We start from the raw sequence: 17,490 nt of genomic DNA on the forward strand, positions 1-17,490 counted from the left end.
CCACGCTGGCGTGGCGGCCGAGGCCGCCACGCCAGAGATGTGGTTCAGGAGATGCCCGTCGGGTCAGCCGGTGCGGCAGGTGATCGTCGGCCAGTTCCAGTTGCCGTTGGCCATGATCGTGATCCCGAAGTTGTTGCCGTTGCCGTTCGGCCTCGCGGTGACGGTGCCGCTGGTGCCGCTGACGGAGGCGTTCCAGCTGTTCTGGATGGTCTGGCCACCACCGAGGCCGAGGCTGACCACCCAGTTGCTGGTGCCGCTGACCGCGACGTTCAGGTTGAACCGGTCACCCCACTGCTGACCGGCGGAGAGCGTCGCGTTGCAGTTGCCGGTCCCCGGGTTACCGGTGGTGGGTCCGGAGGTCGGCCCGGAGGTCGGGTTGCCGCCGCCGCCCTCCTGCACGGTGACGTCGGAGCTGCCCTGGCTCTGGTAACCCTCGGTGGCCATGATCTGGTAGGCGTGGTTGCTGCCCAGGTTCAGGCCGGCGCGGGCCCAGGCGTCGAAGTGGTTCGCGGTGGTGATGGTGCCACTCGAACGCTTCGACTGGCGGACGCTCCAGTACTGGTAGAACGTCTGGTTGCCGTCGATCGACGGCGCGTTCACCCGCTGACTGCGCAGGATGTCGTAGGTACCGCCGTCAGTGGTGACGGTGCCCATCCGCTGGGCGCCGCTGCTCGGGTTGTAGCTGCCGAAGTTCTCCACCACGTAGTACTCGATGAGCGGGTTGCGCGTCCATCCGTACAGGGCGAGGTAGGTGTTGTTGTTGCCCGGGTTGTAGTTGGCCGAGTAGCTGACCGTCCGGCGGGAGCCGGTGGCCCAGCCCTTGCCGCCGACCCAGTTGTTGGTGCTGCGGTCCCAACTGCTGGAGTAACGACCGTTTTCGCGCAGCGTCATGCTGGCGTTGCCGCCGTCCTTCCAGAAGGAGAAGTAGTAGCCGTTGTGCGTGCCGGTCAGGCTCGAGGTGAGCGTGCGATCCGCCTCGGCGTACGCGTTGGTGGCCGTCATCGTGCCGGTGATCGCCAGAACGGTGGCGCATGCGGCACCGAGGAGCAGCCGTAGGCGGCCACGCCTTCTTGGTGTGGTGTGGCTGGTGTCGGTCATGTAACTGTGCCTCCTGGTGACGGCTGGCGGGGGCCAGCAGTGCGGTACGGCCCGCGGGCTGCCAGTGGCCTGGGACGACCATCGGCGTCGTACCGCGTGGTGGTGGCCGGTCGTGCTGCGCGACGACCGGAGGAGTGGGTCGCGGTGACTGGTGCGGACGGTGATTGAGCCCCGTCGATGGCGACCGTATTAACCGGGTCGTCTACTTGTCAACAAATTCCGGAAACACGGCCGCAATCCAGCGGTGACCGACGATCTGCCGCGGGGTGATGTCTATCCAGGTCAGTAGTCGATCAGAAGCGGTGGCGCACGTGGGGGACCCGCGATGATCGAAGAGGCCGGCCGAAGCGGCGGCCAGAAACTTCCGGAGAGTTTCCGGACCGCAATCACCCCCGCGGTCGAAGGGCGTGAGCCGGCCGGTGCCCCGGTCAGGGCTGGAGGGCGTTGAGCCGCGCCGCCTGGCGGTTCAGGTGGTCGCGCTCGGCCAGGTTGGACGCCTTCCGGGCCGCCTCGGCGTACAGCCGTGCGGCCGTCCCCACGCTGCCGTCGCGCTCGTGCAGGTACGCCGCGACCGCAGTGAAGCGGGGCAGCGTCTCGTCCAGCGCCGCGAGCGCCGCGAGACCGGCGCGCGGGCCGTCCGCCTCGCCGACCGCCACCGCGCGGTTGAGCCGGACGATCGGATTGTCGGTCAGCCGCGCGAGTTCGTCGTACCACTCGACGATCTGCACCCAGTCGGTCTCCTCGGCGGTGGGCGCGTCGGCGTGCAGTGCCGCGATGGCGGCCTGGGCCTGGAACTCGCCCAGTCGGTCGCGGGCGAGGGCCGCCTGGAGGATCTGGACGCCCTCGGCGATCGTCGCGGTGTTCCATCGGCCGCGGTCCTGCTCGGCGAGCGGCACCAGGTTGCCGTCGGGCCCGTTGCGGGCGGCGCGCCGGGCGTGGTGCAGCAGCATGAGGGCGAGCAACCCCGCCACCTCGGGGTGGTCGATGGCGGCCGCGAGCTGCCGGGTGAGCCGGATGGCCTCGGCGGCGAGGTCGACGTCGCCGGAGTAGCCCTCGTTGAAGACCAGGTAGAGGACGCGCAGCACGGTGGCGACGTCACCGGCCTGGTCGAACCGCACTCCGGAGACGGTGCGTTTGGCCCGGCTGATGCGCTGCGCCATTGTCGCCTCCGGCACCAGGTACGCCTGGGCGATCTGGCGGGTGGTCAGCCCGCCGACGGCGCGCAGCGTGAGGGCGACCGCGGACGACGGCGTCAGCGACGGGTGGGCGCACAGGAAGTAGAGCTGGAGCGTGTCGTCCACAGCGGACGTGGGACCGGGCGGCGGCTCCTCGTCGACGCGGTCCTCACGTCGGCGGCGGGCCGCGTCCGCCCGGGCCGCGTCGAGAAACCGACGCCAGGCCACGGCGACCAGCCAGCCCTTCGGGTCCCGTGGCGGGTCGGCCGACCAGACGCGGACCGCCTCGATCAGCGCGTCCTGTACGGCGTCCTCGGCCGCCGCGAAGTCGGCTCCGCGGCGGACGAGGACGCCGAGCACGCTCGGCGTGAGGCTCCGGATCAGCGCCTCGTTCACTCCGTGATGGTGGGCGGCTCGGTCAGGAACGGGCGCAGCTCGAGCCACTCGTGGATCGGCTTCCCGTCCTTGCCGGGGGCGGCGGACAACTCCCCGGCGAGCTCGACGGCGCGTTCGTAGCTGTCGACGTCGATCACCATCCAGCCGGCGATGAGGTCCTTGGTCTCGGCGAACGGGCCGTCGGTGACCGGCGGGCGACCCTCGCCGTCGTACCGGACGAACACCCCGTCGGGGGCGAGTGCCTGACCTTCGACGAACTCGCCGGTCTTCTCCAGCCGTGCCGCGAAGTCGTTCATGTACGCGACGTGCGCCGAGATCTCCTGCGGCGTCCACTGGTCCATGGGTACGTCGTTGACCGTGGCCGGGGCGCCCCGGTAGTGCTTGAGCAGCAGGTACTTCGCCATGGTGTTCTCCTCGGTGCGGGTGTGGCCGTTCGTGGCCACGTTCACCCCGGGGACGGAGCCGGTCGCCGGTTCTCGACATCACCGCCCGGATTATTTTTACTCCCGCTGCCCGGCGCTGCGGAAACCGGTCGACACGGCGGCGCGGAAACCGGCCGAAACTTGATTCGTTCCAGAAAAGTGAGCTAGTGTTCGCCGGGTGATGTCCGACTTCGAGGCGCAACTGCGGGCCGCCTCGCTGCGCGTGACCCGGCCCCGACTGGCGGTGCTCGCGGCGTTGCGCGACCATCCGCACGTCGGCACGGACGCGGTGATCGCACTGGTCCGGGCGGATCACCCCACGGTCTCCCACCAGGCGGTGTACGACGTGCTGCGGGTGCTGACCGACGCCGGTCTGGTACGGCGTATCCAGCCGGCCGGCGCGACCGCCCGCTACGAGTCCCGGGTCGCGGACAACCACCACCATGTCGTGTGCCGCTCCTGCGGCGCGATCGCCGACGTCGAGTGCGCCGTCGGCCACGCCCCCTGTCTCACCGCCCCGGTCGATCACGGTTTCGTGATCGATGAGGCGGAGGTCGTCTACTGGGGCATCTGTCCCGGCTGCGCGACCGAACGCACGCCCCACAGATCCGCAAGCTCGGAAGGAAGCACATGAGCGACACCCAGGACAACGGCCCCACCAGTGCGCAGGGCGTGGACCAGAAGGCAGCCTCCGGCTGCCCGGTCGCGCACGACTCGGTGACCGCGCACGGCAGCGAGAGCGAGAACCCGGCGATCGACTCGCCGACCCCGAAGACCGGCGGTCGCCCGCGCACCAACCGGGACTGGTGGCCCAACCAGCTCGACCTCTCGGTGTTGCACGCCCACTCGGCCAAGGGCAACCCGTTGGGTGCGGACTTCAGCTACGCCAAGGAGTTCGCCAAGCTCGACGTCGACGCCCTCAAGCGGGACATCGTCGAGGTGCTCACCACCTCCCAGGAGTGGTGGCCGGCCGACTTCGGCCACTACGGCGGCCTGATGATCCGGATGAGCTGGCACGCCGCCGGCACGTACCGCATCGAGGACGGTCGCGGCGGGGCCGGCGACGGCGGTCAGCGGTTCGCGCCGCTCAACAGCTGGCCGGACAACGCCAACCTGGACAAGGCGCGGCGGCTGCTGTGGCCGGTCAAGCAGAAGTACGGCCAGAAGATCTCCTGGGCCGACCTGCTCGTGCTCGCCGGCAACGTGGCCCTGGAGTCGATGGGCTTCAAGACCTTCGGCTTCGGCTTCGGCCGCGAGGACGTCTGGGAGCCCGAGGAGATCTTCTGGGGCCCGGAGGACACCTGGCTCGGCGACGAGCGGTACGCCTCCGAGAAGGAGATGGCGGCCGGCGTCGGGTCGACCGAGATGGGTCTCATCTACGTCAACCCGGAGGGCCCTCGCGGCAACGCGGACCCGGCCGCGGCGGCGCACTTCATCCGTGAGACCTTCGGCCGGATGGCCATGAACGACGAGGAGACCGTCGCCCTCATCGCCGGTGGTCACACCTTCGGCAAGACCCACGGTGCCGGCGTCGCCGACACCCACGTGGGCCCGGAGCCCGAGGGCGCCCCGCTGGAGGCGCAGGGTCTGGGCTGGCTCAGCACCCACGGCAGCGGCAAGGGCGCCGACACGATCACCAGTGGTCTCGAGGTGACGTGGACCGACGTGCCGACGCAGTGGAGCAACCGCTTCTTCGAGATCCTCTTCGGCTACGAGTGGGAGCTCACCACCAGCCCGGGTGGCGCGAAGCAGTGGGTCGCCAAGGACGCCGAGGCGATCATCCCGGACCCGTTCGACCCGGCCAAGAAGTACAAGCCGACGATGCTCACGACCGACCTGTCGCTGCGCGTCGACCCGGCGTACGAGAAGATCTCGCGCCGTTTCCTGGAGAACCCCGACCAGTTCGCGTTGGCCTTCGCCAAGGCCTGGTACAAGCTGCTGCACCGCGACATGGGCCCGATCGAGCGTTTCCTCGGGCCGTGGGTGGCGGAGCCGCAGTTGTGGCAGGACCCGGTGCCGGCCGTGGACCACGAGCTCGTGGGTGACGCCGACATCGCCGCCCTGAAGGACAAGGTTCTCCAGTCCGGTCTGACGACCGCCCAGCTGGTCTCCACCGCCTGGGCGTCCGCAGCCAGCTTCCGGCACACCGACAAGCGTGGCGGTGCCAACGGGGCGCGGATCCGCCTCGAGCCCCAGCGCAGCTGGGAGGTCAACCAGCCCGAGCAGCTGGCGACCGTCCTGACCGTCCTGGAGGGCATCCAGCAGGAGTTCAACTCGGCCGGTGGGGCGCGCATCTCGCTCGCCGACCTGATCGTGCTGGCCGGGTCGGCCGCCGTCGAGAAGGCGGCGCGTGACGCCGGCGTCGAGGTGACGGTGCCGTTCCGGCCGGGCCGCACCGACGCCACCCAGGAGCAGACCGACACCGAGTCGTTCCGGGTCCTGGAGCCGCGGGCCGACGGTTTCCGCAACTACCTGCGTCCGGGCGAGAAGACCCAGCCGGAGGTGCTCCTCGTCGACCGCGCCTACATGCTCAACCTGAGCGCGCCGGAGATGACAGTCCTCGTCGGCGGTCTGCGGTCGCTCGGCGCCAACACCGGCGGCAGCCGGCACGGCGTCCTCACCGACCGGCCGGGCGTGCTCACCAACGACTTCTTCGCCAACCTGCTCTCGCCGGGCACCCGGTGGAGCACGTCGAAGTCCGACGAGCACGTGTACGAGATCCGCGACCTGGCCACCGACGAGGTGAAGTGGACCGCGACCGCGGTCGACCTCATCTTCGGCTCCAACTCGCAGCTGCGCGCCCTCGCGGAGGTCTACGCCAGCGAGGACGCCCGCGACAAGTTCGTTGCCGACTTCGTGACCGCCTGGACCAAGGTCATGGAGCTGGACCGGTTCGACATCGCCTGATCAGCTCGACAGCGACGAGCCCCGGTCGATCGGCAACGATCGACCGGGGCTCGTCGGTGTCTGCGGCGCCACCGCCACCTCGATGCCGGCGGCGCTATCGACGGGCGTCAGGTGTGGCGGCTAACCTGTGGCCCCACAGACCATCGATGTGAGGAGATGCGATGGCGCGTCGCACCGGCCGGCCTTCCTACCTGTCGGACAAGGCCGACGTCCGTCGTCGCCGCACGGCGCGCCTGGTGGCGGTCGCCGGGGCGATCGCACTGGTCACCGCCCTGTTGGGTGGGCTGATCGGCTATCAGGTGGGCCGACCGGACGCCACCGAGGCGTCCATCGCGTCCATCAAGCAGGCCGAGGCGAAGCGGGACGCTCAGCAGATCCTGGAGCTGACGGAGACGGCCCGCCGGGTCAGCGCCCAGATCGCTCCCATCCTCACCGCTCTCAAGGCGGACACGTCAGCCGGCCGCGCGCCGGATCCGGAGCAGGCCCGGCGGTGGCAGGAGACCATGCGCCAGGCGGCCGAGCCCTTCGCTGACCCGCCCTCCGGGAGCACCGGCACGAACGTGGCGCGAGGCGGGCTGCGCGGGGCGATCCAGCAGGCGGCCCTGGCCGTCGACGCCTACGCGCTGGCCGCCAAGGTGCCGGCCGCACAGCGGACGGCCCTGCTGGACGTCACCGCGCGGCAGGCGGCCGAGGCGGTCACGAGCTGGTCGGTCGCGGCGACCCAGCTCGACCAGGTCAGCATCGACGCCGGCCACGGCCATCAACACGTGTTCCTCGGCACAGATCCCGAAGGGGAGGCCTTCACCCCGGACGGGGCCGCCGAGGGCACCGGCGGCTGACGCCCCGTTGCTGCCTGAGTGTCGGATTCTCCAACCGCCGGCGCTCGTCCACCGGTCGGGCGACCCGGCGCGATCTGGGACCGGCTCGCTGAATCAGGTACCGTCGCCTGTCTCAAGTCTCAGTACCAATCTGGCTTCCGGTGACCGGTGAGCCGAACCGGAGGGACACAGCCGTGAGGTTCCAGAGCGCTGTTCGGCAGGCCGGACTCGTCGTGGCGGTCGCCGCCCTCGCCGTGACAGCGGGATGCGCCAAGAAGGACGACAGTGAGGTCCAGGCGAGCGGGGTCAAGCTGGTCCAGGCGGGCAAGCTGACCGTCTGCACCCACCTGCCGTACCCGCCGTTCCAGTCCAAGGACTCCAGCGGCACGGTGACCGGCTTCGACGTCGAGATCATGGACCTGGTGGCCAAGGACCTGGGCGTCCAACAGACGATCATCGACACCCCGTTCGAGGGCATCAAGTCCGGTCAGGACCTGAACACCGGCAAGTGCGACGCGGCGGCCGCCGGCATGACGATCACCGCGGAGCGGCAGAAGGTGATGAACTTCTCCGACCCGTACTTCGACGCCACCCAGGCCATGCTGGTGAAGACCGGCAAGCCGTACAAGTCGCTCGACGACCTCCGGGGCAAGAAGCTCGGCGTCCAGGCAGCCACCACCGGCCGGGACTACGCCCGGAAGTTCGAGGCGGAGAAGGGTCTGCGACTCGTCGAGTTCGAGGACCTCGCCGCCGAACAGCAGGCCGTCGCCAACGGCCAGGTCGAGGCCGCCATCAACGACCTGCCGGTCTGGAGCGAGTACCTCAAGAAGAACCCGGGTGGCTTCCAGGTGGCCGCCGAGTTCGACACCGGCGAGCAGTACGGCTTCTCGGTGAAGAAGGACGGCAACCCGGAACTGCTCAAGAAGATCAACGAGGCGCTGGCCAAGGCCAAGCAGGACGGCACCTACGACACGATCTACGAGAAGTGGATCGGCAAGCGGCCGAGCGCGTGATCGAAGCTTTCAGCAGCGGGGCGCGCGTCTCGCGCGCCCCGCGCGTCGGTAACCTCCGGGAAGGCAACGAGCGAACGTGAAGCTGCGACGCCGCCAGCGGGAGCGGTTGTCCCTCGGGCTCCAGTACCTGGTCTTCATCGCCGTCATCGCCGCGGTGCTCTTCGCCGCGGACTGGGACAGGCTGGCCGACGCGTTCTTCCGCGTCGACATCATCAAGTCGATGTTCCCGACGATCATCACCGTCGCGCTGCGCAACACCATCCTCTACACGCTCGGCGCGTTCGCCTTCGGCCTCGTGTTCGGCACCATCCTCGCGCTGATGCGGCTGTCCCGGGTGGCCCCGTACCGCTGGCTGGCGACGGCGTACATCGAGCTGTTCCGGGGGCTGCCCGCGCTGCTCGTGCTCTTCCTCGTCGGGTACGGGATCCCCATCGCCTTTCCGGAGCGGGAGATTCCGGGCGGGGTGTTCGGCTCGATCGCGATCGGTCTCGGCCTGACCGCCGCGGCGTACATGGCGGAGACCATCCGGGCCGGCATCCAGGCCGTGCCGAAGGGGCAGATGGAGGCGGCGCGCACCCTCGGCATGTCGCACTTCACCGCCATGCGCACGATCGTCATCCCGCAGGCGTTCCGGATCGTGATCCCGCCGCTGACGAACGAACTCATCCTCCTCACCAAGGACTCGTCGCTGGCGTACGTGCTGGGTGTGACGGCGCAGACCATCGAGGTCACCAAGTTCGGTCGGGACATGCTGAACGACCGGGTGAACGCCACCCCGTTGCTGGTGGCCGGTCTCGCCTACCTGATCATCACCCTGCCCCTGTCCCAGGTGGTGCGCCGCCTCGAACTCCGCTACGCCAAGGCCCGGTGACCCGTATGACGAGCACTGCACCCCGCCCGGCGGTCGAGATCCGCGACCTGCACAAGTCCTTCGGGTCGCTCGAGGTGCTCAAGGGCATCGACTTCGAGGTCGGCCAAGGCGAGGTGGTCTGCGTGATCGGGCCGTCCGGGTCCGGCAAGTCGACGCTGCTGCGCTGCGTCGACCTGTTGGAGGAGCCGACGGCCGGCAGGATCTGGGTCAACGGGGTCGAGATGACCGACCCGGATGTCGAGATCGACGCGGTGCGCCGTGGCATCGGCATGGTCTTCCAGTCGTTCAACCTCTTCCCGCACCTGACCGTGCTGAACAACCTCACCATCGCCCAGCGCCGGGTGCTGCGGCGCGGCCGGGCCGAGGCCGAGCGCGTCGCCCGGGCGAACCTGGACCGAGTCGGGCTGACCGACAAGGCCGACGCGTTTCCGGCGCAACTCTCCGGTGGGCAGCAGCAGCGGGCGGCGATCGCCCGGTCCCTGTCGATGGAGCCGAAGCTGATGCTCTTCGACGAGCCGACCTCCGCGCTCGACCCGGAGTTGGTCGGCGACGTGCTCACCGTCATGCGCAAGCTGGCCGAGGACGGCATGACGATGATGGTGGTGACGCACGAGATGGCGTTCGCCCGCGAGGTCGCCGACCGGGTCGTGTTCATGGACGGCGGCGTGGTGGTCGAGCAGGGGCCGCCGCAGGAGGTGCTCGGCAACCCGAAGCACGAACGGACCCGCGCGTTCCTCTCCCGGGTCCTCGACCCGACCCGCGTCGCGCAGCTCGGTCAGCCCGACCAGTCGCCGGAGCCGCCGTCGGCGCCGGGCCTGCCGGCCGACGACCGCCACCAGCTCTGACGATCCCTCCCGTACGTCTGTCCGCCGGGCTGTCCCATCGCTGGGGCAGCCCGGCGTCGTCTGTGCGTCCGCCGGTGGGATGGGGCGGCCTCTCCGGGCGTGAGCCGGCCCGCAAGACCTGGTGGGGCCGCCGACGGGCTGTGTGTCAGGATCATGTCAATCGAAGGACGTCGTGATGTCAAGGTAATCTTTTTGCAATCAGACCTGGACTTTCGTCGATGGACTACATAAGTTGCAGACATCCACCGAAAGCTCTGAGTCTTCCGAGCAAAGTCCGCGACGAGCCTCACCTCGGTCGTGCTGCCGCCCCGTGCTCGGCGGTCGCTGCACGCTGCCCTCGTCGCGTCTTCGCCCGGTCGGGAACGGAGACCCATGGACGACCACGGCGTTGGCTCCCATCGTCAGCTGTCCCGCAGATCCCTGATCGCCACCGGGGCGCTCGCCGCCGGCGCGCTGGGCGCGGCCGCCCCCGCGATCGGCACCGCGTTCGGGGGTAGCCCCGCACAGGCCGCCGCCGGCGTCACGAAGAAGGTCACCATCTACGCCGAGCAGTTGCCCGACGGCCTGTTCGGCTACGGCCTGGCACCCGGCCAGGCCACCGTGCCGGGACCGCTGCTGGAGATGTACGAGGGTGACACCCTGGAGATCACCCTGGTCAACACCACAAGCCAGCGGCTCTCCATCCATCCGCACGGGGTGGACTACAGCACCGACTCCGACGGCAGCCCGTTGAACGCCTCGTTCAACAACCCCGGCGAGACGCGGACGTACGTCTGGCGCTCGCGGGAGATGGTCGCGGCGGTTGGCCGGCGGTACATGCCGGGCAGCGCCGGCTACTGGCACTACCACGACCACGCCATGGGCACCGACCACGGCACCGCCGGGGTGGCCAAGGGACTGTACGGCGCGCTGATCGTCCGCCGACGGGGCGACATCCTGCCCGAGAAGCAGTTCACCGTCGTGTTCCACGACATGATGATCAACAACCGGATGGCGCCGGAGACGCCCATGTTCGAGGCGAACCTGGGCCAGCGGGTGGAGTGGATCGCCATCGGGCACGGCAACCTGTTCCACACCTTCCACCTGCATGCCCACCGCTGGGCGGACAACCGCACCGGGATGCTGGAGGGACCGAGCGACCCGAGCCTGGTCATCGACAACAAGGATCTCAATCCGGGCAGCTCGTTCGGCTTCCAGGTGCTGGCGGGGGAGGGCGTCGGACCCGGGGCGTGGATGTACCACTGCCACGTGCAGACCCACTCCGACGGCGGCATGTCCGGGATCTTCCTGGTGCGCAACGCCGACGGCAGCATGCCGCCGGGCGCCGAGGAGGCGATCCACCGGTTCCAGGGCCACACCCACACGCACGGAAGCTGACCCAACCGAAAGTGGGGACGGGGATGACCAGACAATCACGACGAGTCCTGGCCGCGATAGCGGCCTTCGCGGCACTGATCCCGGCATCGACGGCGGCAGCCGCACCGGGATCGGCGGCCGCGCCACGAACGGCAGCCGCCCCGCAGGCGGCGCGGACCGCGGTCCTCGTGTTCCACGGCCCGGTGGCCGAGCAGCAGGACCCGGTTTCGCGCGCGGTGGACACCATCAAGCAGCTTGGCGCCAGTAATGACATCGATGTCACGGCCACCACGGACCCGGCCGTCTTCACCACGGCCGGGCTGTCGGCGTACCGCAGCGTGGTCTTTCTCTCCGCGACGGGCGCTGCGCTCAACCGCGACCAGGAGTCGGCGCTGCAGAGCTACATGAAGGCCGGCGGCGGCTTCGTCGGCATCGCCGACGCCGCCCGCGCCCAGGTCGACTCGGCCTGGTTCACCGGCCTGATCGGCACCCGCCCGGCGGGCGCCATCCCGGTGGCCGAGCCGGTGGCCGGGGTGACCGCCAGCGGCGAGAACCCGCCGAGCGAGACCAAGGAGAAGCTGACCGACGGCGACGCCAACACCAAGTGGCTGGTCCGCACCCCGACCGGGTGGGTGGCCTACCAACTGGCCGCACCCAAGCGGATCACCGGGTACGCGTTGACGTCGGCAAACGACTCCGCCGGCCGGGACCCGAAGGACTGGACCCTGCAGGGTTCCAACGACGGGCAGAGCTGGTCCGATCTGGACCGGCGCACCGGCCAGAGCTTCCCGGACCGGTTCCAGACCCGCCGCTTCGACATCGCCACGCCGCAGGAGTTCACCCGCTACCGGCTGAACATCACGGCGAACAGCGGCGAACCGCTGGTCCAGCTCGCCGACCTGCGCCTGTTCACCGGCAGCACCACCGCCCCCGAACCGCCGGCGGTCAACCGCGCGGTGGTCGACATCCTGGACCGGAAACATCCGGCCACGGCGTCGCTGCCGCTGACCATCACCCGCTCCGACCGCTGGGAGAACTGGGACCCGAACCCGATCGGCAGCGTGCACACGCTCGCCCAGGTCGAGGAGCGGCACTACAACCCGGGGCCGGCCGCCAACGGCGCCTTCCACCCGGTGTCCTGGTGCCGGGACTACGAGGGTGGCCGCTCGTTCTACACCGGCATGGGCCACACCGAGGGCAGCTACGGTGAGGAGGCGTTCCGCACGCACCTCACCGGGGCGCTCAACTGGACCACCGGCCGCGTCCGCGGCGACTGCCAGGCCACGATCGCCGCGAACTACAAGGTGGAGCGGCTCACCGCGGCCAACCAGACCGGGCAGCTCGACCAGATCGGCGAGCCGCACGGGCTCACCATCGCGCCGGACGGCACTGTCTTCTACGTCGGCAAGGCGGCCTGTCCGAGTGGCCCGATCGCGGACTGGAACGACCCGAAGGTCGGCCTGGGCTGCGGCACCATCCACTCCTGGGACCCGCGGACCAGGCAGGTGAAGCTGCTCACCACCCTGGAGGTGATGGGCAACCGGGGCAGCGGCTCCGAGTTGGTGAAGAACGAGGAGGGCCTGCTCGGCATCGTGCCCGACCCCGCCTTCGCCGAGAACGGCTGGCTCTACGTCTACTGGATGCCGCACGAGTCGATCGACCGGGTGCAGCGGGTCGGGCAGCGCACCGTCTCGCGGTTCACCTACGACCGCGCGACCCAGACCATCGACCAGGCCACCCGCAAGGACCTGCTGAAGTTCCCGGTGCAGATCCACAGTTGCTGCCACGCCGGCGGCGGCATGGCGTTCGACGCCAAGGGCAACCTCTACGTCGGCTCCGGCGACAACAACTCCTCCGAGGGATCGCAGGGCTACTCCGGTAACAACTGGACCCAGGAGTACCAGGGCATCTCCTTCCAGGACGCCCGCCGCACCTCGGGCAACACCAACGACCTGGCCGGTAAGATCATCCGGATTCACCCCGAGCCGGACGGCACGTACACCATCCCGGAGGGCAACCTCTTCCCGCCCGGCACCGAGAAGACCCGCCCGGAGATCTACGTGATGGGCGTGCGCAACATCGCCCGTTTGCAGATCGACCCGGAGCACCAGTGGCTGACCGCCGGCTGGGTCGGCCCGGACGCCTCGTCGCCCAGCCCCACCCTCGGCCCGGCCAAGTACGAGACGGCCACCATCATCACCTCGGCCGGTAACCAGGGCTGGCCCTACTGCATGGGCAACCGGCAGCCGTACCGGGACCGCAGCACCACCGACGCGACGGTGCTGACCGGCTGGTACGACTGCGACAACCTGAAGAACGAGTCCCCGCGCAACACCGGGCTGGTGGACATCCCGGCGGCCCGGGACAACATGATCTGGTACTCGCCGGACGGCGGCGGGCCGGTCTTCCCGAAGCGCACCGACGGCAGCGACCTGCCCACCTACGTGGCGGCCGACGCCACCTACACGCAGCCGTACCTGCGCGGCGGCGGGCAGGCCATCATGTCCGGCCCGACCTACCACCGCGACCGCGTCGACCCGAACAGCACAGTGGCGTGGCCGGCGTACTGGGACGAGAAGTGGTTCATCGGCGACCAGTCGAACGCGGCCAACCGGGTCGCGGTCACCGTCGACCCGGCCGGGGTGCCGACGGCGACCCCGCCGGTCTACGCCGAGACGCTGCGCGCCATCATCCCGAGCGGAAACGGCGACACCCGGCTGCAGAGCTGGATGGACGCCAAGTTCGGCCCGGACGGCGCGCTCTACCTGCTGGACTACGGCGGCGGCTTCTTCAGCCTGAGCCCCAACCAGAAGCTCATCCGGATCACCTACACCGGCAGCGCGCCCACCCCGGCACCGGCGGCGAACTCCGTCGCCGTCCAGAACAAGCCCCTGACCATCGCCTTCGACGGCGCGCGCTCCGGCGGCGTCAGCCACCGGTGGGAGTTCGGCGACGGCGCCACGTCGACCGAGGCGAACCCCCGGCACACGTACGCCAAGGTCGGCACCTACACCGCGAAACTGACGGTCACGTACGCCGACGGTGAGACGGCGACGGTGCAGACCACTGTCACGGTGGGCTGCGCGGTGCCGGACGACAGGCAGAACGTGTGGCTCGGCGACACGGACACCGGCGTGCCCAGCCGCACCGTCGGGCAGGGCTGCACTGTCAACGACCTGATCGACGACGAGAGCACCTGGGCCGACCACAACAGCTTCGTCCGCCACGTGACAGCGGTGACCCGCGCGCTTGAGGACGACGGTCTGCTCAACGCCCGCGAGAGCGGCACCCTGACCCGGCTGGCCGCCGCGTCCGAGATCGGGCGCACCGGCCACACCGGCTACGAGCCCCTCTTCGACGGCACCGCCGAGTCACTGCTCGGCTGGCAGCAGGCGCCGACGGGATCGTTCAGCATCCAGCCGGACGGGGCACTGCGTTCCAGCGGCGGCCTCGGCATGCTCTGGCACACCAAGGAGCTCGGCGACTTCTCGCTGCGGCTCCAGTTCAAGGACATCGCCCCCGGCACCGGGCGGGCCAACACCGGCGTCTTCATCCGGTTCCCGGACCTGCGAACCCCCCTGGAGCAGCGACCACCGGACAGTTGCGGCACCGTCGGGTCGGCCCGGACCTCCGCGGCCTGGATGGCGATCTACTGCGGACACGAGATCCAGATCTACGACGGTGAGACCGGTGAGCCGCAGAAGACCGGTTCGGTCTACAACTTCGACCCGGTGCCGCTCGCCCAGGCCGGCGTCACTCCGAAGAACGAGTGGAACGACTACGAGATCCGCGTGGTCGGGCAGCACTACACGATGATCCGCAACGGCGTGGTGATCAACGAGTTCGACAACACGCCGGGCAAGCAGTCCTCCCGTGCCGGCGATCCGCCGACCGACCTGCGGCAGTTCCTCCGCGGCTTCATCGGTCTGCAGAACCACGGTGACAACGACCTGGCCGAGTTCCGCAACATCCGCGTGCGGGAACTCTAGGAGAAACGATGACCCGACGACTCACGGCCGCGCTGTCGGCGCTCCTGCTCACGGTGATCCCGTTGGCCGCGAAGCCCGCCTCCGCCGCCCCACGCGTCGCCGCGGACCAGGTGTTGACCTGGACCGCCGACGACAACACGACCCGCTACAAGTCGGCCCCCACCCAGGCGGTGGCCGGCGCGACCACGATCATCTGGGAGAACAGCGCGGCCACCGGCAACACCACCGGGATGCCGCACACGCTGACCTTCGACACCAGCAGCGAGGGTTACAACCACGACGTCACCATCAACATCCTGGCCAGCCCGTTCGACGCCAACGACGGCCGCCACCAGGCGACGGTGAACCTGACCCCGGGTCGGTACCGCTACTTCTGCTCGATCCCGGGCCACAGCCAGATGGTCGGCGAATTCGTGGTCACCGACGGCGGAGGTGGCGGCGACACGACGGCGCCGACCGTCGACGCCACCGTCTCGGGTGACCGCGACGGCGACGGCAACTACCTCGGCGCGGCCACTGTGACAGTGACCGCGACCGACGCCGACTCGGGCGTGCAGAGCATCGAGTACCAGGTGGACGACACCAGCTTCCAGCCGTACACCGAGCCGGTGCGGGTGACCGCGGTCGGCGACCACTCGGTGCAGTTCCGCGCCACCGACCAAGCCGGCAACACCAGCGCGGTCGGCTCGGTGTCGTTCCGGATCGTCGAGCCGGGGGAGCAGGACACCACCGCGCCGGAGGTCACGGCCGCGCTGGCCGGCGACCGCGACGGCGACGGCAACTACGTCGGTACGGCCACCGCCACGCTGACCGCCACCGACACCGGGTCCGGCGTCGCCACCATCGAGTACGCGCTGGACGGGGGAGCCTTCACCGCGTACACGAACCCGATCGTGGTGACCACCGTGGGCATGCACATGCTGCACTACCGGGCGACCGACGTCGCCGGGAACACCTCGGCGGAGCAGATGTCGCACTTCACAGTCGTCGAGCCGCAGGCCGAGGACACCACCCCACCCACTGTCGCCGCCACGGTGGCGGGTGACCAGAACGACGACGGCGCGTACGTCGGCGGCGCGACGGTCACTGTCACCGCCACCGATGACGGCTCGGGTGTGGCGTCGATCGAGTACGCGCTCGACACCGGCGCCTGGACCGCGTACGCCAGCCCGGTCACCGTCCGGACCGTCGGGGCGCACACCGTGCGGTACCGCGCGACCGACACCGCGGGCAACGCCGCCACCGAGCAGTCCACCACGTTCACGGTGGTGGCCGACGGCACCGACGGCTGTCCCGCCTCGGACACCCGGGCCACTGTGGTCATCGACGGTGACGACACCGGAGTGGCAAACGTCGACACCGGCGACGGCTGCACCATCAACGATCTGATCGACGAAAACGCCGGCTACCCCGGCCACGCCGATTTCGTCAGGCACGTCGAGGCGGTCACCGCCGCGCTCGTGACCAGCGGCACGCTCAACTGGCGGCAGCAGGGCGCCATCGTCCGGGCCGCGGCCCGATCGGACGTCGGCGCATGAGTCCTCGAATCTCATCGACAGGGAGTACAACGATGCCCGGACGTACCGTCGCCAAGCTGGCCACCGTGAGCGCCGTCATCGCCGCCTCGGTGCTGGCGGTGGCGCCCACCGCCCACGCCGACCTGGTCACCCACTGCATCGGCACCGGCGGCGCCGTGACAGTGCCCAACGACCTGCTGGTGCCCGCCGGCGAGTCCTGCGCCCTCACCGGCACCACGATCACCGGCAACGTCACAGTCGCGGCCGGCGCCAACCTGGTGGTTGCCGGCGGCCGGGTCAGCGGTGAGGTACGCGTCGCCGCGGACGGCTACCTCGACGCCACCGAGACCACAATCGACGGTCAGGTGGTGTTGGCGGCCGGCGGGTACGGCGTCTTCCTCAAGGACGCCAGCAGCGGCAACGTGACGGTGCGGCCGAAGGGCACCGCGACCATCGACAGCTTCCTGTTCGTGGAGGGGTCGACGATCGTCGGCACTGTCAACGTCGGCGCGGGTGAGGTCCGGCTCGACCGGGGCACCCAGGTGCAACGCAACGTCAGCAGCACCGGCACCTACTACACCGACGTGCACGACTCGTTCGTCGACGGCACGCTGTCGGTGCTGAACAGCGCCACCGGCAGCGTGGTGTGCGGCAGCGCGGTTCGCGGCAAGGCCACCTTCGCCGGCAACCTGGGTGGGGTGCAGCTCGGCCCGAACGGCACCCTCGACAGCTGCGCGTCCGGCGGTTACTGGGGCACTGACGTCAGCGTCACCAACACCACAGGCGGTGTCAGCGTCGACGACAACATCATCAACGGTCAGTTGACGGTGACGGGCAACGACCCGGCCGCCCAGGTGGCCGCGAACAACCGGATCCGCGGCGGCGTGAGCGGTGACCAGGCGGACCCGGCCACCAACCGGATGGCCCGGGCGGCTGGCCCGGTCCGCGCGGACACCGTCGACGAGCGGGCCGAGGCCCGCCGTGCCTCGGCGGCGCGGGAGGCCACCGAGGCGGGCGCGGCGAAGCTCTAGACGAGGAGGTGCTGACCCTGGCCGGGGCTGTGGACGCGGCCGGCGGTGACCG

General features: G+C 69.9%; 12 protein-coding genes and 1 pseudogene. 10 read left to right on the forward strand and 3 right to left on the reverse strand.

What is annotated here, in order from left to right; all coding sequences use genetic code 11:
- Positions 1–63: 63 nt before the first annotated feature.
- From ACQPWW_RS14665 to ACQPWW_RS14675, 3 genes are all read right to left on the reverse strand, one after another.
- Positions 64–1,098: a glycoside hydrolase family 11 protein gene (locus ACQPWW_RS14665; RefSeq protein WP_433133009.1), complete on the reverse strand. Its 1,035-nt coding sequence runs from the start codon at positions 1,096–1,098 to the stop codon at positions 64–66.
- Between the two features lie 428 nt (positions 1,099–1,526).
- On the reverse strand, positions 1,527–2,669 hold the full coding sequence (locus tag ACQPWW_RS14670) for an RNA polymerase sigma factor (RefSeq protein ID WP_433133011.1): 1,143 nt from the start codon (positions 2,667–2,669) through the stop codon (positions 1,527–1,529).
- Positions 2,666–3,073, reverse strand: a complete 408-nt coding sequence (locus ACQPWW_RS14675) for a YciI family protein (protein WP_433134351.1) — start codon at positions 3,071–3,073, stop codon at positions 2,666–2,668. Before ACQPWW_RS14675 ends, ACQPWW_RS14670 begins: the two co-directional genes overlap by 4 nt.
- 196 nt (positions 3,074–3,269) lie before the next feature.
- On the opposite strand from ACQPWW_RS14675, the gene ACQPWW_RS14680 reads away from it, so the two are divergent.
- The 10 genes and pseudogenes from ACQPWW_RS14680 (at position 3,270) to ACQPWW_RS14725 (ending at position 17,438) form a co-directional block, all read left to right on the forward strand.
- Positions 3,270–3,725 (forward strand): Fur family transcriptional regulator, encoded by a 456-nt coding sequence (locus ACQPWW_RS14680; RefSeq protein WP_433133013.1) that lies wholly within the window; start codon positions 3,270–3,272, stop codon positions 3,723–3,725.
- The gene (gene katG / locus ACQPWW_RS14685) at positions 3,722–5,998 is read left to right on the forward strand and encodes a catalase/peroxidase HPI (RefSeq protein ID WP_433133015.1); all 2,277 of its coding nucleotides are present in this window, start codon (positions 3,722–3,724) and stop codon (positions 5,996–5,998) included. The genes ACQPWW_RS14680 and katG overlap by 4 nt, the downstream gene beginning before the upstream one ends.
- 161 nt (positions 5,999–6,159) lie before the next feature.
- Positions 6,160–6,837: a hypothetical protein gene (locus ACQPWW_RS14690; protein ID WP_433133017.1), complete on the forward strand. Its 678-nt coding sequence runs from the start codon at positions 6,160–6,162 to the stop codon at positions 6,835–6,837.
- Between the two features lie 173 nt (positions 6,838–7,010).
- Positions 7,011–7,829, forward strand: coding sequence for a basic amino acid ABC transporter substrate-binding protein (locus tag ACQPWW_RS14695; protein ID WP_433133019.1), 819 nt, complete (start codon positions 7,011–7,013; stop codon positions 7,827–7,829).
- Between the two features lie 76 nt (positions 7,830–7,905).
- Positions 7,906–8,700: an amino acid ABC transporter permease gene (locus tag ACQPWW_RS14700; protein ID WP_433133021.1), complete on the forward strand. Its 795-nt coding sequence runs from the start codon at positions 7,906–7,908 to the stop codon at positions 8,698–8,700.
- 5 nt (positions 8,701–8,705) lie between these two features.
- The gene (locus ACQPWW_RS14705) at positions 8,706–9,545 is read left to right on the forward strand and encodes an amino acid ABC transporter ATP-binding protein (protein WP_433133023.1); all 840 of its coding nucleotides are present in this window, start codon (positions 8,706–8,708) and stop codon (positions 9,543–9,545) included.
- Positions 9,546–9,917: 372 nt separating this feature from the next.
- Positions 9,918–10,922, forward strand: a complete 1,005-nt coding sequence (locus ACQPWW_RS14710) for a multicopper oxidase domain-containing protein (RefSeq protein WP_433133025.1) — start codon at positions 9,918–9,920, stop codon at positions 10,920–10,922.
- A 23-nt stretch (positions 10,923–10,945) separates the two neighbouring features.
- On the forward strand, positions 10,946–14,890 hold the full coding sequence (locus ACQPWW_RS14715) for a ThuA domain-containing protein (RefSeq protein WP_433133027.1): 3,945 nt from the start codon (positions 10,946–10,948) through the stop codon (positions 14,888–14,890).
- A gap of 119 nt (positions 14,891–15,009) precedes the next feature.
- Positions 15,010–16,122, forward strand: a pseudogene (locus ACQPWW_RS14720) (OmpL47-type beta-barrel domain-containing protein); the annotation flags it as partial.
- A gap of 338 nt (positions 16,123–16,460) precedes the next feature.
- Complete coding sequence (locus tag ACQPWW_RS14725) at positions 16,461–17,438, forward strand: hypothetical protein (protein WP_433133029.1); 978 nt, start codon at positions 16,461–16,463, stop codon at positions 17,436–17,438.
- Positions 17,439–17,490: the final 52 nt, after the last annotated feature.

The sequence above is a fragment of the Micromonospora sp. CA-240977 genome (genome assembly GCF_050942285.1).
Lineage (GTDB): Bacteria > Actinomycetota > Actinomycetes > Mycobacteriales > Micromonosporaceae > Micromonospora.